This is a genomic window from Hymenobacter elongatus (assembly GCF_004745955.1).
In the GTDB taxonomy this organism is placed as follows: domain Bacteria; phylum Bacteroidota; class Bacteroidia; order Cytophagales; family Hymenobacteraceae; genus Hymenobacter; species Hymenobacter elongatus.
This window is the reverse complement of the sequence record NZ_SRLD01000011.1, coordinates 70,337-89,447: the sequence shown is the minus strand read 5'-3', so window position 1 is coordinate 89,447 and position 19,111 is coordinate 70,337. Positions and strand designations below refer to the sequence as shown.

At 63.0% G+C, this 19,111-nt stretch carries 20 protein-coding genes and 1 pseudogene; 16 read left to right on the top strand and 5 right to left on the bottom strand.

Features of this window, described 5'->3' with window-relative positions; genetic code table 11:
• Positions 1-6 precede the first annotated feature (6 nt).
• The 5 genes from E5J99_RS07480 (at position 7) to E5J99_RS07460 (ending at position 3,728) form a co-directional block, all read left to right on the top strand.
• A complete protein-coding gene (locus E5J99_RS07480) occupies positions 7-891 on the top strand; it encodes a universal stress protein (RefSeq protein ID WP_135497098.1) in 885 nt (294 codons plus the stop codon).
• Between the two features lie 44 nt (positions 892-935).
• Positions 936-1,199, top strand: a complete 264-nt coding sequence (locus tag E5J99_RS07475; RefSeq protein ID WP_135497097.1) for a hypothetical protein — start codon at positions 936-938, stop codon at positions 1,197-1,199.
• A 14-nt stretch (positions 1,200-1,213) separates the two neighbouring features.
• A complete protein-coding gene (locus tag E5J99_RS07470) occupies positions 1,214-1,816 on the top strand; it encodes a universal stress protein (RefSeq protein WP_167852034.1) in 603 nt (200 codons plus the stop codon).
• Between the two features lie 40 nt (positions 1,817-1,856).
• On the top strand, positions 1,857-2,624 hold the full coding sequence (locus tag E5J99_RS07465) for an LOG family protein (RefSeq protein ID WP_245318776.1): 768 nt from the start codon (positions 1,857-1,859) through the stop codon (positions 2,622-2,624).
• 216 nt (positions 2,625-2,840) lie between these two features.
• Positions 2,841-3,728, top strand: coding sequence for an NmrA family NAD(P)-binding protein (locus E5J99_RS07460; RefSeq protein WP_135497095.1), 888 nt, complete (start codon positions 2,841-2,843; stop codon positions 3,726-3,728).
• 45 nt (positions 3,729-3,773) lie between these two features.
• On the opposite strand, the gene E5J99_RS21215 is transcribed toward E5J99_RS07460, so the two are convergent.
• On the bottom strand, positions 3,774-3,926 hold the full coding sequence (locus tag E5J99_RS21215; RefSeq protein WP_167852030.1) for a hypothetical protein: 153 nt from the start codon (positions 3,924-3,926) through the stop codon (positions 3,774-3,776).
• A 94-nt stretch (positions 3,927-4,020) separates the two neighbouring features.
• A pseudogene (locus E5J99_RS22220) lies at positions 4,021-4,203 on the bottom strand (BLUF domain-containing protein); the annotation flags it as partial.
• Between E5J99_RS22220 and E5J99_RS22145 the strand changes: the two are divergent.
• From E5J99_RS22145 to E5J99_RS07435, 3 genes are all read left to right on the top strand, one after another.
• On the top strand, positions 4,184-4,480 hold the full coding sequence (locus tag E5J99_RS22145; protein WP_135497093.1) for a helix-turn-helix domain-containing protein: 297 nt from the start codon (positions 4,184-4,186) through the stop codon (positions 4,478-4,480). The pseudogene E5J99_RS22220 and the gene E5J99_RS22145 sit on opposite strands and share 20 nt — an antisense overlap.
• Before the next feature lie 1,027 nt (positions 4,481-5,507).
• A complete protein-coding gene (locus E5J99_RS07440; protein ID WP_135497091.1) occupies positions 5,508-5,846 on the top strand; it encodes a hypothetical protein in 339 nt (112 codons plus the stop codon).
• A 42-nt stretch (positions 5,847-5,888) separates the two neighbouring features.
• Positions 5,889-6,206 (top strand): cupin domain-containing protein, encoded by a 318-nt coding sequence (locus E5J99_RS07435; protein WP_135497090.1) that lies wholly within the window; start codon positions 5,889-5,891, stop codon positions 6,204-6,206.
• Between the two features lie 189 nt (positions 6,207-6,395).
• Here the strand turns inward: E5J99_RS07435 and E5J99_RS07430 are convergent, their stop codons facing one another.
• Together E5J99_RS07430 and E5J99_RS07425 are read right to left on the bottom strand one after the other, a co-directional pair.
• Positions 6,396-7,358, bottom strand: a complete 963-nt coding sequence (locus tag E5J99_RS07430; protein WP_135497089.1) for an NAD(P)-dependent alcohol dehydrogenase — start codon at positions 7,356-7,358, stop codon at positions 6,396-6,398.
• 79 nt (positions 7,359-7,437) lie between these two features.
• Positions 7,438-7,827: a group III truncated hemoglobin gene (locus tag E5J99_RS07425; RefSeq protein ID WP_135497088.1), complete on the bottom strand. Its 390-nt coding sequence runs from the start codon at positions 7,825-7,827 to the stop codon at positions 7,438-7,440.
• 160 nt (positions 7,828-7,987) lie between these two features.
• Here E5J99_RS07425 and E5J99_RS07420 point away from each other — a divergent pair, with 160 nt between their 5' ends.
• Both E5J99_RS07420 and ccoS read left to right on the top strand, forming a co-directional pair.
• Complete coding sequence (locus tag E5J99_RS07420; RefSeq protein WP_135497087.1) at positions 7,988-10,411, top strand: heavy metal translocating P-type ATPase; 2,424 nt, start codon at positions 7,988-7,990, stop codon at positions 10,409-10,411.
• Between the two features lie 144 nt (positions 10,412-10,555).
• Positions 10,556-10,714: a cbb3-type cytochrome oxidase assembly protein CcoS gene (ccoS, locus tag E5J99_RS07415; RefSeq protein WP_135497086.1), complete on the top strand. Its 159-nt coding sequence runs from the start codon at positions 10,556-10,558 to the stop codon at positions 10,712-10,714.
• A 48-nt stretch (positions 10,715-10,762) separates the two neighbouring features.
• Here the strand turns inward: ccoS and omp85 are convergent, their stop codons facing one another.
• The gene (gene omp85, locus E5J99_RS07410; protein WP_245318774.1) at positions 10,763-12,163 is read right to left on the bottom strand and encodes an Omp85 family outer membrane protein; all 1,401 of its coding nucleotides are present in this window, start codon (positions 12,161-12,163) and stop codon (positions 10,763-10,765) included.
• Between the two features lie 489 nt (positions 12,164-12,652).
• On the opposite strand from omp85, the gene ccoN reads away from it, so the two are divergent.
• From ccoN to E5J99_RS07380, 6 genes are all read left to right on the top strand, one after another.
• The gene (ccoN, locus tag E5J99_RS07405) at positions 12,653-14,878 is read left to right on the top strand and encodes a cytochrome-c oxidase, cbb3-type subunit I (protein ID WP_135497085.1); all 2,226 of its coding nucleotides are present in this window, start codon (positions 12,653-12,655) and stop codon (positions 14,876-14,878) included.
• A gap of 155 nt (positions 14,879-15,033) precedes the next feature.
• Complete coding sequence (locus E5J99_RS07400) at positions 15,034-15,276, top strand: hypothetical protein (protein WP_245318772.1); 243 nt, start codon at positions 15,034-15,036, stop codon at positions 15,274-15,276.
• Positions 15,270-16,172 (top strand): cbb3-type cytochrome c oxidase N-terminal domain-containing protein, encoded by a 903-nt coding sequence (locus tag E5J99_RS07395; RefSeq protein ID WP_135497083.1) that lies wholly within the window; start codon positions 15,270-15,272, stop codon positions 16,170-16,172. Before E5J99_RS07400 ends, E5J99_RS07395 begins: the two co-directional genes overlap by 7 nt.
• A gap of 161 nt (positions 16,173-16,333) precedes the next feature.
• The gene (gene ccoG / locus E5J99_RS07390) at positions 16,334-17,743 is read left to right on the top strand and encodes a cytochrome c oxidase accessory protein CcoG (protein ID WP_135497082.1); all 1,410 of its coding nucleotides are present in this window, start codon (positions 16,334-16,336) and stop codon (positions 17,741-17,743) included.
• A gap of 156 nt (positions 17,744-17,899) precedes the next feature.
• Positions 17,900-18,376, top strand: coding sequence for a FixH family protein (locus tag E5J99_RS07385; protein ID WP_135497081.1), 477 nt, complete (start codon positions 17,900-17,902; stop codon positions 18,374-18,376).
• 3 nt (positions 18,377-18,379) lie between these two features.
• A complete protein-coding gene (locus E5J99_RS07380) occupies positions 18,380-19,111 on the top strand; it encodes a sulfite exporter TauE/SafE family protein (protein WP_135497080.1) in 732 nt (243 codons plus the stop codon).

The window sequence follows — 19,111 nt, the reverse complement described above, 5'->3', positions numbered from 1 at the left end:
TTTGCCATGAACCCATCCATTGTCGTGCTGGCCAACCTGTCGGAAGCAGCCGAAAAGACCGCCCGGTACGCCGCCGTGCTGGGCGCGCCTCTGCACGCGCACGTGGCCCTGCTGCACTGCTACCACGACCCCGTGCTGCTGGCCCCGGAAATGGCCGTGGTAACGGCTGCCCAAGCCGAGCGCAATTACACCGAAACAGCCGCTGAAATGCAGAACCTGGCCCAGCAGTTGTCGGGCAGCACCGAAGTCATGGTGTCGGTGCTGCCCATGCCCGATGCGGTGGCGGAAGCCGTGCAGCAGTACCAGCCTCTGCTTCTGGCCATGGGGCTGAGCCCGAAGCACGATTTGCTGGATGCCTTGCTGCACAACCAAGTGCTGCCCGTGCTGCGGGCCACGCACCAGCCCCTGCTGCTGGTGCCCGAAGCGGCCCCGGCGGCGGTGTTGCCGCGCCGCGTGCTGCTGGCCCTCGATGCCGAGCCGTTCAGCCTCAATGCGGCGGGCAACAAACTGGTGCCGCTGCTGGCGGCCTGGCAGGCGGCGTACACGGTAACCCACGTCGTGCTCCACCACGAAGCAGCCGCTCCCCGGGGTCGTCTGCCGTTGGCCGACGTGCGCGCCAGCGGCCTGCTAGCGCCCGACGCGCCGCTGTGGCTGTACCAGGAAGCCGACGTGGCGCCCGCTGATGGCATTCTGCAAGCGCTAGCCGACACCCAGGCCGACCTGCTGGTGCTGATAGCGCGGCACCGCAGCTTCCTGGGCCGGCTATTCCACCACAGCGTGACGGCCGAGGTGCTGCGCCGCAGCCCCGTGCCGGTGCTACTGGTGCCGGCCGAAGCGCCCGAAGCGCCCGAAGCGCCCGAAGTGCCCGGCTGGATGCCGACCATGAGCTAAGCCGCTGGCCACCAAACACCCACCGCATTAAACGCCCAATAGCCATGTCCCTTACCCTCGTCGTCTTCGCCGGTTTTTACCAGGCCGCTCGCCACACGGTGCAGTACGCCAACACTCTGACGCAGGCCCTGCGCGGCCAGCTGGTGCTGCTGCATGTGAACCGCGCTTCCATGTTCGACCCCTACGCTGCGGTGCCCGAGCACTACCACCAGCAGGAACTGGCCCGTCAAACCGAAACCGCTGCGGCCCTCTACCGCATGGCGGAGGAGCTACCCAGTCAGTCGTCCCACCGTGGAAGTAGCTATTGACCTGCTGCCGGAAATTGCGCAGGACCAGGCCCGGCCGGCACCGTCCGGCCCTGTTCGTGCTCAGCCCGCCCTACCAGCCCCACGAAAACGCGGCCAGCGTGGCCACCGGCTGCGCCGATTTGCTGCGAGGTGGGCGCCCCCCGCTGCTGATAGTGCCCGTGGCTACGCCCACGGAGCAGCCGCCCCGCCGAGTTCTGATTGCGGCCGACCGCGAGGCTTTCGCCCTCACGCCGGCGTCGCGGGCCCTGCACCCGCTCTTCGTCCTGCCCGGGGTCGACATTATCGTCGCCCACGTCTCGGACGGCGAGGACGATGCTGGCTGCGGCACCGCGCTACGGGCCGTGCAGCTGAGCGGCCTGGTGCACGGCTTGGCCACGCCCGAGCTGCGGGGCTATGAGCACGACAGCTACGCTGAAGGTGTGCTGGCGGCCGTGGCCGATACCAAGGCCGACTTGGTGGTAGTGCTGGCCCGCCAGCGCAGCTACTTCGGCGAGCTGTTCCACCGCAGCGTGACGGCGCAGCTGCTGGAGCGCTGCCCCGTGCCGGTGCTGGTGCTGCCCGTGTGGTGCCGGAAGCGGGGGCCGCCCTGTCGGCTCAGCACACCACCGATGCGGTGAACTGGACGGCTGGCGTACTGGCGGGCCTGAGTCCGGCAAATTGAGGACGGCAGCTCCCGGACTCGGGGAGGAGGCCGCCCGGGTGGCACCGGCCACCGCGCGCGACGAGCGCCGGTTCCTCACCGGGCCCACTAGCCGCCGGCGCGAGCTGCGCTTTCTGTGGACGGTGCTGCGCGAGTTCCTGCACGGGTTTCGGGTGCTGCACTTCGTGGGGCCGTGCGTGACGGTATTCGGCTCGGCGCGGGTGGCCGAGGACTCGCCCTATTACAAGCTGGCCCGGCAGCTGGGGGCGGGTCTGAGCCGGCAGGGCTTCACGGTGCTCACCGGCGGCGGACCCGGCATTATGGAAGCGGCCAACCGCGGCGCCCGCGAGGCCGGCGGGCCTTCCATCGGCTGCAACATCGTGCTGCCCACCGAGCAGCACCCCAACCCCTACCTGGACCGCTGGCTGGCCTGTCGATATTTCTTTGTGCGTAAAGTGCTGCTGGTCAAATGCTCCTACACCTTCGTGATAATGACCGGCGGCCTGGGCACGCTCGACGAGCTGTTTGAAGCCTTCACCCTCATCCAGAACAAAAAGATTCTGGACTCCCCCGTCGTGGTGGTGAGCCGCGCCTACTGGGCGTCGCTCGGGGTGTTGCTGGCCGACATGCAGCGCCACGGCATGGTGGCCGCCGCCGACTTGCACCTGCTCACCTACACCGACTCAGTGGAAGAGGCGCTGGCGCACATCGAGCGGCACGCCGTGGTCAAGTACCAGCTAGCTGCCAAGCGCCAGCCGCGGCGCTGGTGGTGGCTGGGGGAGTGAGGCCGCCGCTGAGTAGTAGAGAAGTGCCGAAGCTGACCCTGAGCCAGCGCTGGGCCGACCACGTTGCCCGCTTCGGCGGCAGCTGTACCTTCATCCTGCTGTTTTTTTGTGTCCTCCTGGGCTGGATTCTGCTGAACGTAGCGGTGTTGCGCCGTCGATTGGTTCGCAAGGATTTCGTAAGGCACTTATTATTTTCTCCTGTTTTCTCCTTTAGCCATGTCCGCTTCGCCTCGTCTGCTGATTATTGGGGCCACGGGCAACGTAGGCGGCGCGGCTTTGCGGGAGCTGCTGCGGCAGCGGCCAGCTAGCACCCAACTCGTGGTAGCCAGCCGCGAGCCGACGCGCGACCGGGCGCACCTGGCCCTTGGCGCGGCAGACCAGGTGGATGTCGTACCGTTCGATTTCACGAAGCCTGAAACGGTGGCCCCGGCCCTGAGGGGAGTTACAGGGCTGTTGTTGGTGCGCCCGCCGGTAATAAGTGATGTGGCGCGCTACCTGAAACCGGTGGTACAGGCCGCCGCCGCGGCAGGTGTGCAACACGTGGTGTTTCTGTCGCTGCAAGGGGCGCAATACAACCCCTTCGTGCCGCATTATAAGGTGGAGGGCTACCTGAAGAAGTCCGGCCTGCGCCACTCGCTGCTGCGACCCAGCTTTTTCATGCAAAACCTGAGCACCACCCACCGCGACGACATCCGGCGGCGCGACCAGCTGCTGCTGCCGGCCGGCCACGCCCGCACCAGCTTCGTGGATGCCGTGGACGTAGGCGCTGTGGCCTCCCGGCTGCTACTCTCGCCGCCCGCCACCTCGGCCGGCTACGAGCTGACCGGCCGCACCGCCTTCACCTACGACGAAGTAGCCGCGCAGCTCAGCGCGGTGCTGGGGCGGCCCATTCGCTACCACGCCGCCAGCATCCGGACGTTTAGGGCCTACGAGCGGACGAAGGGCACGCCGCCGACCCTTATTAACGTGATGACGGGCATCTATCTGGCCGCCCGCTTCGGGCTAGCCGCGCACGTATCGCCGGAACTGGCCGGGCTGTTGGGCCGTGAGCCGGGCACCCTCCAGGCGTTTCTGACGCGGGAAAAGGCTTGCTGGCTGCCATAATCTGCCTTTGGGGCCGTTGATAGTTGCCCGTACAATGGCCGGATATTAATAGGCGGCTTTGGTTTCCACAAACTCTAGCAGCCGCTCCATCAGCTCGCGGCGGATGGTGGGCTTGGGGCCGTGGCGGGTTGGGGCGTTCAACGAGCCCCTTTGCAGCAGGTCGTGCAGGTCCGCCGCCGATGCGAGCTGGAAGCCCATGCTCCAGTCGGCGAAACAGCGTTCCGCGCAGCTGCCTTCCCCGAGCACCTGGCACTGGGAATACCGCGGATAGGATGTGTTCGTAGTAGAGCTGGCGCACGTCGGCATCTTCGCCTTCCAGGATTTGCAGGAAGCGGACGTCGGGCGCGTGCAGCAATAGGCCCGTGACGTGCACTTGCCGGTTGTGAGTGCGGGACCAAAGCAGCAGCGCCGCCAGTTCGGTATCGGTGAACGGCATAACGGCCCGGCTTTGGTCGATGAGGTGGTACAGGCCCATAGCAACGACAAGGAAATTGAACGACAACCTCCCGTACGAATGCTGTGGGCAACCGCCTGACCTGAAGGAAATTGGCAGGGGAAGCCTTGGGCGCTGGTTACCCTTCCGAGGAAGTTGTTCTGGCCGACCACTCGCTCCGCTCCCCGCCCTGGTCGGCACGGCCCCCAAGTCGCTGATTCGGACTCTGGGCGAATTCAAAGCCGACGGGCTGCTTGAGCTGACGCCGAAAAACGTGCGGGTGCTGGAGCCCGAGAAGCTGCGCCGGGCCCGGTGGTAGGCGGGTTGGGGTGCTCTCGGAAAACGGAAAGCGAAGTTTAAGGCGCAGACTTTACAGCTTGCGAATGACGGTTTGGTAGGATGTAAAAGGGCTTACGCTTCATCTGAACCACCTTTCGCTGAACCACGAGCAGGCGTTCTGGTGCCTACTAAACGGTGGAATCCCTGCTGGGCTCACCTTCTCGTAGGCACAAGTACCGCTCCCCGAGCGAGTGCCCCTCCAGATATGCCACTTGACCTGGCACAAAGAAGATGAGGGAGGTATGACCCACGCTGACAATTTCATCCAGCGCCAACTCAACGCTCATATACTGCTGGTCGTAGCGCTCGTGTTCGGACAATATATAACAGCTGGATAGCTTGTATTTCGCAATGGCCCTCCGAACGAAGTCCTGGTCTTGCCTCGCGCTTCCTTTAGGCAGCAGCTGGCAGTAATGCTCGTCCAAGAGACGGTCCAGGCTATCCAAGCCGGAACGCGTAGGAGACTGGGCGGAAGGCTTTTTACTCGCTTTTTTCTTTTCGCGTTCTAAACCCTCTAAGGCGCTTTTTCTGTATCGTTTGGCCAAGAACGACCTGTAGAAGGCTTCTAGTTGTTCATCCCGGGTTAACATAGCAGAAGCCATTTCTGGTGCGTGTTGAGGTCAAGTCCAATATACCGCCCGAAAAACAAGGCGCTGGTAAGGAATACCCTCCTTTCCCCGAACGGCCGAAGCTAACTCTACCCCTGGTTGCCAGCCTGCCCCCACAACGCGGGGCGAGTTGAAGAAACCCGTCTACGATTAATCGTTCACGAAATGCTCCGCAGAGATGAGTTTCGTAAACGCGCAAACCGGAAGCCCTGTCCCCGGCAAAGTACCACGGCGGACGCGGCGGCGCGTTTCGCCGGCTGCTGAAGGAAACTGCCGGGGCTGATGAAGCTCATGCCGGTGGGTGAGGTTTGTCATGTTGAAAGCGAGAAGGGGGCGGTATTTTTGGACCATTCAATGGCGGATGCCAAAGCGGCTTGCTGACTAAGTAAGCAAGCCGCTTTGGCATCCGCCGCTACGCACTCGCTCATGACGCAGGAATTACAATTCGACTTGGAGAACAACGCGAAGGAATGGCTGGCCCTGTCGCTGTCCATCTCCTCGGCCGAGCGGGTGTCGTTCGGCAACATCCACGACCGGTTTTTTGCGCGCTACGGCCCCAATTTTATGGCCCACGTGTACCGCACGGCCCTGGAGGAGGTGCTGCCGGTCCTGCCGGAGGCCGCCCGCAGTCAGTTCCTGGATGCTTTTCAGCGAGCTATGGATGAGGCCATTCAGCGGCAGGCCTACGCCCTGCCCACGCTGTCGGACTGCGCCGCCTGCCACTCCCGCAAGTTCTGACCGCTCCGGCTTGCTTTCGCAACAACCCCAATCCTGTTCCCAATGACGTTGACCTATCCACCCCTGAAAAGCGGCAGCCTGCTGGCGGGCCGCCACCCCGCCGCTGGCGAACAAAAAGCCATGGTGCTGCTGGAGAAAAACGGCCAGAAGGTCATCTACAAAACCTTCGCGGCCGGCGAAATCATGCCCACCCACCATGCTTCCGTAGATGTGTTAGTGGCTGTGCTGGCGGGCCGGCTCATTATCACCCAGGAAGACGTGCCGACCGAGGTAACGGCCGGCGACTACGTCATTATTCCCAATGGCGCGCCACATTCGCTGCACTGCCTGGAAGCGGCCCGTATCCTGATTTACCGGTAGTCTGGGACTTACGCAGTTGTAAGCTGGCGCGCGTCTTTGACTTGCCGCGTGAACGCCCCCCCAATGCTCCCACGCGGCGCGAACGGGGCGTTTGGAAACGCCAGGCCAGTCGGCACCGCGTCACAGACGCGCGCCAGCCTCAACGCGTAAGTCCTATAGTTCTCTTTCCTGACTGCTGCCTGATCACACTTAGCCAAGCGTAATTACCACGTTGCCAGTTTTTTGCCCGGTTTCTACATAGTGGTAGGCCTCAACAATTTTCTCCAATGGGTATTGCCGGTCGAATACCGGTTTAAATCGGCCGGTTTCGGCCAGCTCTTTCAGGAAAAGAACGTCGGCCTTGGTGATGGTTGGAATGGGGAACAACACCTTTTTTCCACCCAATGCGGGGGTGATGAGCGCCAGAAAGATATTGGCACCCCGGTACCCAAGCTCGGTCGAAATGTAGATGCCGTTCTTGGTTAGCAGTGGTTTGCACGCGGTAAAGGAGCTTTTCCCGCAAGCATCAAACGCAAAGTCGAATATCTGGTCGGTTTTGGTGAAGTCCTGGGTGGTGTAGTCGATGACCACATCAGCCCCTAACGATTTCACGAGGGCCACATTCGGCGTGCTGCACACGGCGGTAACCGTTGCCCCAAAGAATTTCGCCAGCTGAACCGCGGCCGACCCAATAGCGCCGGTAGCACCATAAATCAGCAGGTTGTGGCCGCTTTTCACCTTGGCGGCCCGGATAGCGCCTAACGCGTAGTGGGCACCCTCGCACAAGGGAGCGGCCTGCTCGTAGGTAAAGTTGCCGGGCATGGTGGCAATGGCTGCCTGCTCGGCCAGCGTCAGGTACTCGGCGTGCGCGCCGAAGCTGGCGTCGTTGTAGCCAAATACCTTGTCGCCGGCTCTGAACAGGCCGACGCCGGAGCCGATGGCTTCAATTTCTCCGGCAAACTCGTTGCCCAGGGTTGGAAATTTTGGCCGCAGCAGCCCACTGAAGAACCGGCTGACAAAGTATTCGGCGCTCCGGAATCCGCAGTCGGTGCGGTTTACCGTGGTGGCGTGCACCTTTATCAGTACCTCGTTTTCCTTGGGCGCGGGCTTCTCAACTTCCAGTAGCTGCACTACCTCGGGTGGTCCGTATTCGGTGTTGATGGCGGCTCTCATGTGGTGCTTAAGCTGGTCCTGACGGCCTAATCTACGCGGTTATTTCTGCCCTTTAACCCAGTGGCGTCATCGGTCCGCATCATAGCAGGGTGAGCGGATTTCGTTCGCGCAGGCGGTGCTCAAACAGGGTGGCAATGCCTCGGGCGCGCACCTTGGCTTCCTCCGCCCTGGGGCCGGCGAATAGCGCATCTACCGTCGCCTCAAACAGGGCCAGCCAGCGCTGAAAGTGGGCGGCCGCAATGGGCAGCGGCAGGTGCTTGGGAAAGGGCCGGCCGTGGTAGCGCGTGGTGCCCAGCAGCAGGCTGCTCCAGAAATCGTACATCACGGGCAGGTGGCGGGGCCAGTCGACGTGGGCGAAGTCATTGAACACCGGGCCCAGCAGCGCATCCTGCCCAACTTTGGCGTAAAATCCATCGACGAGCAGCCGGATGTCGGCTTCAGAGGTAATATCGGGCCGGGAGTTGGTCATGGCGGGTAAAGCGGCTGGTTGCGTTGCTGCAACGGCGGCTCAAAGGTGCGACGCCGGAAGCCGGGTGGGACTGAGATGAATCAGCCTTCGGCCTGACGTTCATCAGGTTTTCCCGGTAAGGCAAACCGGAGCTTTGAGGCTGCCATCAGCCTGCCCGCCCGTGCCCCTCACCGCCGCCCCCGAAACCCTGAACCGCGTTGCCTGCACCCACTGCGGCGACGACTGCCCCGACGAGCCTGTTCAGCTGGCCGAGCACCCTGAGCTGCATTTCTGCTGCCCGGGCTGCCAGGCCGTGTACGAGCTGCTGGCGGCCAGCAACCTGTGCGGCTACTACCGCCTCGACGAGCAGCCCGGCCAGCGCGTGAAAACCGTGGAGCTGCCCGGCCGCTTCGACTACCTCGCCCTGGAATCGGTGCAGAGCCAGCTGCTGGCCTTCCGCTCGCCCGCGCTGGCCCGGCTCACGCTCACCATCCCCCAGATGCATTGCGCCTCCTGCATCTGGCTGCTCGAAAACCTGTTCAAGCTGAACGCGGGCATCCGGGAGTCGCGGGTCAATTTCCTGCGCAAAGAGCTGACGGTAAGCTACCAGCCGGCCACCACCAGCCTCAAGGACGTCGTAACGTTGCTGGCTGCCATCAACTACGAGCCGCAGATTACGCTGGCCGAGCTGGGTGCCCAGCCCCACGCCGCCAGCCGCACGCTCTACTACCAGCTGGGCGTGGCGGCCTTTGGCTTTGGCAACGTGATGCTGCTGGCCTTTCCCGACTACTTTTCCTTCACCGAAGGGCTGCACGCCGCGTTCGGGCGGTTTTTTGGCGGCTTGAGCTTGCTGCTGGCCCTGCCGGTGCTGCTGGTGAGTGCGCGCAGCTTCTATCAGTCGGCCTGGCAGGGGCTGCGGCAGCGCTACATCAACCTCGATTTCCCCATCAGCCTCGGCCTCACGGCCCTGTTTACCACCAGCGTGTTCGACGTGCTCACCCAGCGTGGACCGGGCTACTTCGACTCGTTCACGGGCCTGGTGTTTTTCATGCTCATCGGCAAGTGGGTGCAGCAGCACAGCTACGACGCCCTGCGTTTCGACCGCGACTTCACCTCCTACTTTCCCGTGGCCGTAACGCGGCTCACCAAAGCCGGCGAACAGTCGGTGTCGGTAAAGGAGCTGCAGGCCGGGCAGCGCATCCGGGTGCGTCACCAGGAAATCATTCCGGCCGATGCCGTGCTGCGGCGCGGCGTGGGCCTGATTGACTACAGCTTCGTATCGGGCGAGAGCGTGCCGGTGGCCAGGGCCGTGGGCGAAGTAGTCTATGCCGGCGGGCGGCAGGTGGGCGAGGCCATCGAATTGGAAGTGGTGCGCGAGGTGTCGCAGGGCTACCTCACGCAGCTCTGGAACAACCCCGCGTTCGAGAAAGAAGCCCGGCCCACACTGGAAACCTACGCCAACCACGTTGGCCGCTACTTCGTGGCCCTCACGCTCACGCTGGCCGTGGGCTCGGTGCTGTACTGGTACCCGAAAGACCCGCAGATGGCCCTACGCGCCTTCACCTCGGTGCTGATAATTGCCTGCCCCTGCGCGTTGTCGCTGGCCACGCCCTTCGCCATGGGCGCCGCGCTGCGGGTGCTGGGCCGCCGCCAGCTCTACCTGAAAAACGCCGCCGTTATCGAAACCCTGAGCCGCGCCGATACGCTGGTATTCGACAAAACCGGCACGCTCACCGACACCCAACGTTCCCCCGTCTGCTTCTACGGCCCGGCCCTGGCCAGCGAGGATGCGCAGCGCGTCGCGGCGCTCGTGAGTCAATCCACGCACCCGCTGAGCCAGCGCCTGGCCACGCATTTGGGCCCTGCAGCCCTCGCGGTGGAGGAGTACGCCGAAATCCCTGGTCAGGGCATCAGCGGCGTGGTGGCCGGCACGCAGGTTCGCGTGGGCTCGGCCGCTTTTATCGGGGCTAACACGCCGGCAATGGCCCAGACGGAACAGCAAACCCGCGTGTACGTGGCCCTGAATGGGCAGCCGGCCGGGTGCTACGACATCCGAAGCCAGTACCGCGAGAACCTGCCGGAGCTGCTGCGGGAGTTGGGCCAGCGCTACCAGCTGGCCCTGCTCACCGGCGACAACAACGCGGACGTTATCCCGCTCCGCCAGCTGTTCGGGGCCGGAGCGGAGCTGCGGTTCCGGCAGTCGCCGCTGGACAAGTTGGCGTTTGTGGAAGCCTTGCAGCAGCAGGGCCGGCGCGTGGTGATGGTCGGCGACGGCCTGAACGACGCCGGCGCCCTGCAGCGGGCTGATGTCGGCATTGCCCTCACCGAGACGCTCACCAACTTCTCGCCCGCCTGCGACGCTATTCTGGAAGCGGGCAGCTTTGGCCGGCTGGCCACCATCCTGCGCTTCGCCCGCGACTGCCGCTACATCGTGCTGGCCACGTTTCTGCTGTCGTTTTGCTACAACGGCATCGGCCTGAGTCTGGCGGTGCAGGGCCGGCTCACGCCCATTGCCTCGGCTATCCTCATGCCCATCAGCTCGCTCAGCGTGATGGTATTTGCCACCCTGCTGGTGCGCTACGCCGCTCACCGCCGCCGGCTGTAAGCTTTAGTTTTTACAAGAACGTCATGCTGAGCGAAGTCGAAGCATCTCTACCGCTTCGTCAGCACCGTTCAACGAAGCGGTAGAGATGCTTCGACTTCGCTCAGCATGACGTTCTATTAAATTCTCCACTGTATCAACCATAACATGACCATCATCTTCCTGCTCATCGGCATCAGCCTGCTGGTGGCCCTCACGTTTTTAGGCGCGTTCCTGTGGGCCGTGCGCTCGGGCCAGTACGAGGACACCTACACGCCCGCCGTGCGGATGCTGTTTGAAGACGCGGATAGCGACAAAAACCCCTAACTGCACACAAGTTTGTGAGCTGCATGAGGTTACTTTCGCTTAGGGCCATTAGAAATTCTGCCCGATGCCGAAATAGAACAGCCGGTCTTCTTTGGACAAGCCGTAATCGGCATAGATGATGGTGGACAGGTTCCAGGCGATGCGGGCCCCGGCCCCGTACGAAAACCGGACGTCGCGGAAGCCCAGGTCCTGCCACCGGTCGCGCACCGTGCCGGCATCGGCAAACGGGGCCACGCCCAGCCCGAAGTTCTGCTTGCCCAGCTTCACATCGGCCAGCCGGATGCGCAGCTCGGCGTTGGCAAACGCCAGCGAGCGGGCCAGGAAGCGGTTGGCCCGGTAGCCGCGCAACGACTGCCGGCCCCCCAGGGCGTTGATGCTGCCATCGGGGCTCCACTGGTCCTGGAACTCAAAAAATGGCGCTTCCTTCCCGAAAATATTACCCACGCCGACGCGTCCGGCCAGCACCGTGCGCTTGCCGACGGGCAGCTTGCGGTAGGCCCGGCCCTGGAAAAACAGCTTATTGAAGCTGAACTGCGACCCAATGACCGGGCTGGAAAACTCGTTGGCCGCTTCGAAGTAAACCCCGCGGGTGGGGTCGGGCTCAAAGTCCCGCGTATCGTGAATCAGCGCCGCCTGAATAATGGATACCCAGCCCCCGTCGAGGCCGAATATCAACCCTTGCTGCGCATCGCGCCGAAGCAACGCCGTGCCGTTGGGGGCCGTGGTTTGCTGGCCGGTAACGGGGAGGGTCGCTTCGGCTTTCGTGCCTTGGAAAGTGGCATACGACAGATGCTGAATCTCGTAGCCGCCCATGACGCGCCATTTGCCTTTGCCCAGGGCGTAGTCGGCCTTGAGGTTCAGCATGACCTCGGTTTCCCGGAACCGGTTGGACAGGGCATCGGTGACCTCCGCTGCTTCACCGGGCTGCCCGGGCCGCAGGGCCTTGCGGGCCGCATCGTATTCGGCGTAGGTGGCAAACGTAACGCCCGGGTTCGAGGGCAGGCGCAGGCGACCAAGCGTGGCCTCGGAGGAGCCGAAGTACAGGTTGGCCGGGTTCTGCTGCGCCTTGAAGTCGAGGCGGTAGCGCCAGCGCGTACCCTTGTAATAAGGCACGTCCAGGGAAAGCGTCAGCTCGCGGGCGTTGCTGGTGTAGTACGCCGCATTGGCGCGTAGGCGCATGAGGTAGGGCGTGTAGGCAAACAGCGGATTGTCGCGGTTGCCGTTCCAGATAATGTTGGTTTTTACCCCGAAACCCACCCCCGTAACCGGGTCGGAAGACAGGTCCGGCAAGCCGGTCACGAACCGGCCTTCCCGTTTTTTGGCCAGGTCGTCGTCCGACATGCGCTTGGAGCGGATAAAGGAGAGGCTATCCACTTGTTGGGCAAAGGCCCCGGATGCCAACAGGCCGAATGAGGCCGTTAGCCAGGTACGCAACATCTTTTTGGACATGTGTTTTTTGAGAGGTGATTTTAGGGGCAGCAGGAGGCACGGCGCCGCCAGCGGGACATGCAGGAATTGCAGCAGGCGCGCCGTAAACATAGTGCCCTATTCTGTACAAATTCTGTAATTGTTAGGCAGGTATAGGGCTTCCACACCAAAATTCACAACTGCGTTTCCAGTCTCTGAAGGCACTTGGGCACCAGCAGCTTTTCGGAGTTTTCAACGCCTCACTTGCGTTTCCAAGTGCTGGGGGCAGCTGTGTAAAATTTGGTGCGGAAGCCAGATGAAGCATGACGTTCATCAAGAACCTATTCGGACAGGTTCTCAGTAACTGCCGACCACCCTGGCGCGATAGTCGTCGCTTAACATCAAAAAATGACTTTTTTGATGCTAGCCCCCGCACCTGACATCAATCAGGCGCTGGGCTGAAGTTCGTCACCTTTTCAGCAATACCCCCGCAAGACCTTTGAAGCAGTAAAAAACACTCTTCCGAGGCCCATGCAAGCTGAAATAGAATTACCCACCGCGGCCCCGCTGCCACTGCTGGTGGCCCCGCCGCCCGTGCGCGGCATCGAAACCTTCTTCTACGATAATAAGATTGTCCGCGACTTTGGCATTGCCACGGTCATCTGGGGCATTATCGGGATGCTGGTGGGGGTGCTGGCCGCCTTTCAGCTGGCCCGGCCCGAGGTGAATTTGGGCAACGCCTACACCACCTTCGGCCGCATCCGGCCGCTGCACACCAACGCCGTGATTTTCGCCTTCGTCGGCAACGGCATTTTCACGGGCGTGTACTACTCGCTGCAGCGCCTGTGCAGGACGCGCATGTTCTCCGATGTGCTCAGCAAGATTCACTTCTGGGGCTGGCAGCTCATCATCGTCTCGGCCGTGATTTCGCTGCCGCTGGGCCTCACCACTTCCAAAGAATACGCCGAGCTGGAATGGCCCATCGACATTGCCATTACGCTGGTATGGGTGGTGTTTGGCTGGAACATGTTCGGCACCATTGCCCGACGCCGCGAGCGGCACCTGTACGTGGGCATCTGGTTCTACATCGCCACGTTCCTGACGGTGGCCGTGCTGCACATCGTCAACTCGGCGGCGCTGCCGGTGAGCTTCATGAAAAGCTACTCGGCCTACGCCGGCGTGCAGGATGCGCTGGTGCAGTGGTGGTACGGCCACAACGCGGTGGCCTTCTTCCTCACCACGCCCTACCTGGGTTTGATGTACTACTTCCTGCCCAAGGCGGCCGAGCGGCCGGTGTATTCCTACCGCCTGAGCATCATTCACTTCTGGTCCTTGATTTTCATTTACATCTGGGCCGGGCCGCACCACCTGCTCTACACCGCCCTGCCCGACTGGGCCCAAAGCCTGGGCGTGGCCTTCAGCATCATGCTGATTGCGCCGAGCTGGGGCGGCATGATTAACGGCCTGCTGACGTTGCGCGGCGCCTGGGACAAAGTCCGCACCGAGCCCGTGCTCAAGTTCTTCGTGGTAGCCATCACGGCCTACGGCATGGCCACCTTCGAAGGCCCCATGCTGGCCCTGAAAAACGTGAATGCCCTGGCCCACTTCACCGACTGGATTGTGGCCCACGTGCACGTCGGGGCCCTGGGCTGGAACGGCTTCCTGACCTTCGGCATGCTCTACTGGCTGTGGCCGCGGCTCTACAAAACGCCGCTGCACTCCACCAGGCTGGCCAACACGCATTTCTGGCTGGGCACGCTGGGCATCCTGTTCTACGCCATCCCGATGTACTGGGCCGGCTTCACGCAGGGGCTGATGTGGAAGCAGTTCAACGCCGAGGGCATGCTGCAATACCCCAACTTCCTGGAAACCGTCCTGCAGCTGGTGCCCATGTACTACCTGCGCGGCATCGGCGGGGTGCTCTACCTGAGCGGCGTGTTTCTGATGATGTTCAACCTGTACAAAACGGCCAAGGCCGGCACGCTGCTGGTCAATGAAAAAGCCGAAGCGCCCGCGCTGCTGCCGGCCGCCGAGGACCCGCACGCCACCGGCGGCCACTGGCACCGCTGGATTGAGCGCCGCCCGTTTCAGCTGGCCGTGGGCGCTACGGTCGCCATCCTCATCGGCGGCGTTATCGAAATGGTGCCGATGTTTCTGGTGAAGAGTAACGTGCCCACCATTGCCTCGGTGAAGCCCTATACCTCGCTGGAATTGCAGGGCCGCGACCTCTACATCAAGGAAGGCTGTTCGAACTGCCACACCCAGATGGTGCGCCCCTTCCGCTCCGAAACCGAGCGCTACGGCGAGTACAGCAAGGCGGGCGAGTTCGTATACGACCGGCCCTTCCTGTGGGGCAGCAAGCGCACCGGCCCCGATTTGCACCGCGTGGGCGGCAAGTACCCGCACTCCTGGCACTACAACCACATGATGGACCCCACCAGCATGTCGCCCGGCTCCATCATGCCGCCCTACCCGTGGCTGCTCGACAACGAAATCGACTACCTCGACCTGCCCGCTAAAATCCGGGTGCTGCAGCAGCTGGGCACGCCTTACCCCGCCGGCTACGACCAGCAAGCCGTGGCCGATGCACAGCAACAGGCGAAAGGCATCGTGGCCGACCTGAAAAAGGAGGACATCGACGTGAAATCCGACAAGGAAATCGTGGCCCTGATTGCCTACCTGCAACGCCTGGGTACCGACATCAAGGTGAAGCCCGAGCAGGCCGCGGCCACGGCCGAAGCAGCGGCGGCGCAGTAGCCGCGCAGCCGGTCGCCTCACCCCCGGCCCCTCTCCAAAAGAGAGGGGAGCCTGACGCCAGCGCCGAGCCGGTGCCCCCTCTCTTTTGGAGAGGGGGTCAGGGGGTGAGGCGAACGGCCGCAACGAAGCGGTAGAGATGCTTCGACAAGCTCAGCATGACGAACCGACTGGTAATCCAAAGCCCCAAGACCCCACGCATCATGTACAAAGAAGTTCTGCAATCCATCACGGGCATTGCTATTTATCCGCTCATATCCTTCGTCATCTTCTTCCTGTTTTTCGTGGCCCTGCTGGGGTACGTGCTGGTTGTCAACCGCCAGCATGTCCACGCCATGAGCATGTTGCCGCTGCTGGAAGATGAGCCTCTCACGCCTGCTAAACCCGAACCCTCATGCTAGCGCCCGTGAAAACCGCCCGGTTGGGGTTGCTGACCGCGGCCTCCCTGCTGGTAAGTGTTGTGGCCAGCGCCCAAACCCCGGAGGCCGCCACGCCGGTCAAAGCAGCCGGTATGAACAGCCAGGAGCTGCTGTTCTGGGTGCTGCTGGGCGCGCTGGGTTTGCTGCTGCTGGTACTGCTGCTCACGGGCATCGGCATCGTAGTGCAAATGAAGCCCCAGCTGCGCCAGCTCTACGACCTGCCCACGGTGCACGATACCTGGAGCGGCAAAGTGCTGGGCCTGCTGGTGGGCGATGCCACCCTGGTGCGGGGCGAACACCGGGATGAGCTTCTCGACCACGACTACGACGGCATTCACGAGTTCGACAACGACCTGCCGCCGTGGTGGAAATACGGGTTTGGCTTCACCATCGTGTTTGCCTTCGTCTACGTGGGCTACTACCACCTCACGCAAAAAGGCCAGCTGCAGGTAGCCGAGTACGAAACCGAGATGCAACAGGCGGCCCTGCTCGTTTCAGCCGGCTCCGACGACCCAACCAGGCTCACCACCTACCTGGCCCTGACCACCGCGGCCGACCTGAGCAGCGGCAAAAGCATCTACGCCACCAACTGCGCCCCCTGCCACGGGGCCAACGCCGAAGGCAAAGTCGGCCCCAACCTGACCGACGAATTCTGGCTGCACGGCGGCGAGGTGAACCACGTGTACAAAACCATCAAGTTCGGCATTCCGAGCAAGGGCATGGTGGCCTGGAAAGGCAAGCTCTCGGGCAAGCAGATTCTGCAAGTGACCTCCTACGCCCTGAGTCTGCAGGGCTCGCAGCCCGCCAATGCCAAGGAGCCGCAGGGCGAGAAAGAAGCGGCGGGGAAGCCGGGCGGCAAGCCGGTGGCTAGCCGGTAGCCGGTCGCCTCACCCCCCGGCCCCCTCTCCGAAAAAGGAGAGGGGGAGCCAGTCAACAACAGAATAGGACTAACATCAAATCAATACTATCCGCGCCGCCGTGGCTCCCCCTCTCCCTTTCGGAGAGGGGGCCGGGGGGTGAGGCGAACGTCAGAACAATCATGCCCACTACCCAATTCAAGCCCGACGACGCGTACCGCGACACCATTGCTACGGTGGACGCGGCGGGCAAGCGGGTGTGGCTTTACCCCAAGAAGCCCGCCGGCCGGCTCTACCGCGCCCGCAAGTGGCTCAGCTACGGGTTCCTGGCCGTGCTGTTTGCCGGGCCCTGGCTGCGGCTCAATGGTCTGCCGCTGCTGATGTGGAACCTGCCGGCCCGGAAGTTCATCATCCTGGGTCAGATTTTCTGGCCCCAGGACTTCTTCATTCTGCTGCTGGCCACGCTCACGTTTCTGGTGTTCATCATCCTGTTCACGGTGGTGTACGGGCGGGTGTTCTGCGGCTGGGTGTGCCCCCAAACCATCTTCCTGGAGATGGTCTTCCGCCGCATCGAGTACTGGCTGGAAGGCAACGCACCCCAGCAAAAGGCCCTGGACCGCGCCGAGTGGGACTGGAACAAAACCTGGCGCAAAACCACCAAGCACGTCCTGTTCCTGGCCTTGTCGTTTCTGATTGCCAACACCTTTCTGGCCTACATCATCGGCTCGGATGCGCTGGTGGCCATCGTGACGGACCCGCTGACGGCCCACCTGGGCGGGCTGGCGGCCATGGTCGGGTTCACGGGCGTGTTCTACGCCGTGTTTGCGCGGTTCCGGGAGCAGGTCTGCACCATTGTGTGCCCCTACGGCCGCCTGCAGGGCGTATTGCTCGACCAGGACAGCCTCGTGGTGGCTTATGATTACAAACGGGGCGAGCCGCGTGAGAAGCTGCACAAAAACCAGGCGCGCGCCGCCGGCGACTGCATCGACTGCCACCAGTGCGTGCAGGTCTGCCCCACCGGCATCGACATCCGCAACGGCGCCACCCAAATGGAATGCACCAACTGCACGGCCTGCATCGACGCCTGCAATTCCATCATGGACCTGGTGCAGCTGCCGCAGGGCCTCATCCGCCACGCCTCGGAAAACGGCATTGCCAACGGCACGAAATTCCGGTTCACGGGCCGCGTGAAGGCGCTGTCGGGTGGCTTGGTCCTGCTGCTGGCCGTGCTCACGGGCCTGCTGGTGTCGCGCTCCAACGTGGAAGCCACCGTGCTGCGCACGCCCGGCCAGCTCTACCAGAAAACCGACCGCGGCACCATCACCAACCTCTACAACATCTCCGTCATCAACAAAACCAACGGCAGCTACCCCATCACCCTGCGCATCCTGGAGCCCGCGCAGGGCCGGATTTCGCTCATCGGTACCACCGGCCTGAAGCTACCCGCCCAGGGCATCACCGAAGGCGTCTTCTTCGCCGAGCTGCCCCGCACGGCCCTGCACCGCACCAATCAGAAAATCCGCATCGGCCTGTTCAGCGGCGGCGAGCTGATAAGTGAAACCAGTACCAAGTTTCTCGGGCCTTCGCAGTGATGTTTTGACTGACTAAACAATCAGAAAGAACGTCATGCTGAGCGCAGCAGAGCGGAGCCGAAGCATCTCTACCTCATACTAATCAATGCGGTTGCAACGAAGCGGTAGAGATGCTTCGACAAGCTCAGCATGACCGTTCTAAAATCACAATAAACCATGACCAACCCGGCTATTGCCCCTCCCAAACGCAGTGTCTGGCCTTATGCCATCGTCACCGTCTTCGTGCTCTTCGCCGCCTACATCGGCTCCATGGTGTACCAGGCCATGCAGACCGATGTAAACCTGGTCAGCGCCGACTATTACCAGCAAGAGCTGGCCCACCAGCAGCGCATGGACGCGGTGGCCCGCACCGCTGCTTTGCCCACCCCCGTGCAGGTGCACCATGAGGCCGCCAGCCGCCGCCTGATGCTACAGCTGCCGGCTGCTCTGGCCGGGCAGGCCGTGCAGGGGCAGGTTCACTTCTTCCGTCCCTCCAACCAGGCCCTGGACTTTGCGCTGCCGCTGCAAACGGCGGCCGACCTGCGCCAGTTCATCAACACCAGCAAAATGGCGCCCGGCTTCTGGCGGGTGCAGCTTGATTTTACGACGGGCGGGCAGGCCTATTTCCTCGAACAAGACCTCACGCTTAACTAAACGATGCTCTGGGCCGGATTCCTGTTTGGGTTGCTGGGCAGCTTCCACTGCGTGGGCATGTGCGGGGCCATTGCCCTGGCGCTGCCCGGTGGCGTTGATAAAACGACGTCGCCGCTACGCTACGCGGGCGGCCGCCTGCTCTACAACCTGGGCCGGGTCACGACCTACGCCACGCTGGGGGGCGGGGCGGGCCTGGTGGGCCAGGGCCTGCGTCTGGCCGGGGTGCAGCAGGGCCTGTCGATTGCCTCGGGCGTGCTGATTCTGCTGCTGGTAGCCGTGCCGGAGCGCTACCCCAACCGCCTGGCGGGTCTGCTGGGTTTGGACCGGCCGCTGGCCTGGGTGAAAAACACCCTGGGCCGACTGTTTCAGCAGCCGACACTGCCGGCCCTATATGCTACCGGTGTACTTAACGGCCTGCTGCCCTGCGGCCTGGTGTACCTGGCCCTGGCCGGGGCGCTGAGTGCGCCGGGGGTGGCGGGTGCGGCGGCTTACATGGCCTGCTTCGGACTGGGCACGCTGCCACTCATGTTTGGCCTGTCGCTGAGCGGGCGACTGGTGCCGCTCGTGTGGCGCACCCGCATGCGCCAGGCCGTGCCCTACGCGGCCTCGGTGCTGGCGGTGGTCTTCATCGTGCGCGGCCTGGGATTGGGCATTCCCTACCTCAGCCCGCAGCTAAGCCCGCCAACCACCAAAACCACCGCGACCCAACCGGCCACGGTACACTACTGTCACTAG

Excerpts from the sequence above, each read along its gene's own strand:
- E5J99_RS07480 (WP_135497098.1), top strand. The coding sequence starts at position 7 with ATGAACCCATCCATTGTCGTGCTGGCCAACCTGTCGGAAGCAGCCGAA.
- E5J99_RS07475 (WP_135497097.1), top strand. The coding sequence starts at position 936 with ATGTCCCTTACCCTCGTCGTCTTCGCCGGTTTTTACCAGGCCGCTCGC.
- E5J99_RS07460 (WP_135497095.1), top strand. The coding sequence starts at position 2,841 with ATGTCCGCTTCGCCTCGTCTGCTGATTATTGGGGCCACGGGCAACGTA.
- E5J99_RS21215 (WP_167852030.1), bottom strand. The coding sequence starts at position 3,926 with ATGGGCTTCCAGCTCGCATCGGCGGCGGACCTGCACGACCTGCTGCAA.
- E5J99_RS22145 (WP_135497093.1), top strand. The coding sequence starts at position 4,184 with ATGAGGTGGTACAGGCCCATAGCAACGACAAGGAAATTGAACGACAAC.
- E5J99_RS07435 (WP_135497090.1), top strand. The coding sequence starts at position 5,889 with ATGACGTTGACCTATCCACCCCTGAAAAGCGGCAGCCTGCTGGCGGGC.
- E5J99_RS07430 (WP_135497089.1), bottom strand. The coding sequence starts at position 7,358 with ATGAGAGCCGCCATCAACACCGAATACGGACCACCCGAGGTAGTGCAG.
- E5J99_RS07425 (WP_135497088.1), bottom strand. The coding sequence starts at position 7,827 with ATGACCAACTCCCGGCCCGATATTACCTCTGAAGCCGACATCCGGCTG.
- ccoS (WP_135497086.1), top strand. The coding sequence starts at position 10,556 with ATGACCATCATCTTCCTGCTCATCGGCATCAGCCTGCTGGTGGCCCTC.
- omp85 (WP_245318774.1), bottom strand. The coding sequence starts at position 12,163 with ATGTCCAAAAAGATGTTGCGTACCTGGCTAACGGCCTCATTCGGCCTG.
- ccoN (WP_135497085.1), top strand. The coding sequence starts at position 12,653 with ATGCAAGCTGAAATAGAATTACCCACCGCGGCCCCGCTGCCACTGCTG.
- E5J99_RS07400 (WP_245318772.1), top strand. The coding sequence starts at position 15,034 with ATGACGAACCGACTGGTAATCCAAAGCCCCAAGACCCCACGCATCATG.
- E5J99_RS07395 (WP_135497083.1), top strand. The coding sequence starts at position 15,270 with ATGCTAGCGCCCGTGAAAACCGCCCGGTTGGGGTTGCTGACCGCGGCC.
- ccoG (WP_135497082.1), top strand. The coding sequence starts at position 16,334 with ATGCCCACTACCCAATTCAAGCCCGACGACGCGTACCGCGACACCATT.
- E5J99_RS07385 (WP_135497081.1), top strand. The coding sequence starts at position 17,900 with ATGACCAACCCGGCTATTGCCCCTCCCAAACGCAGTGTCTGGCCTTAT.
- E5J99_RS07380 (WP_135497080.1), top strand. The coding sequence starts at position 18,380 with ATGCTCTGGGCCGGATTCCTGTTTGGGTTGCTGGGCAGCTTCCACTGC.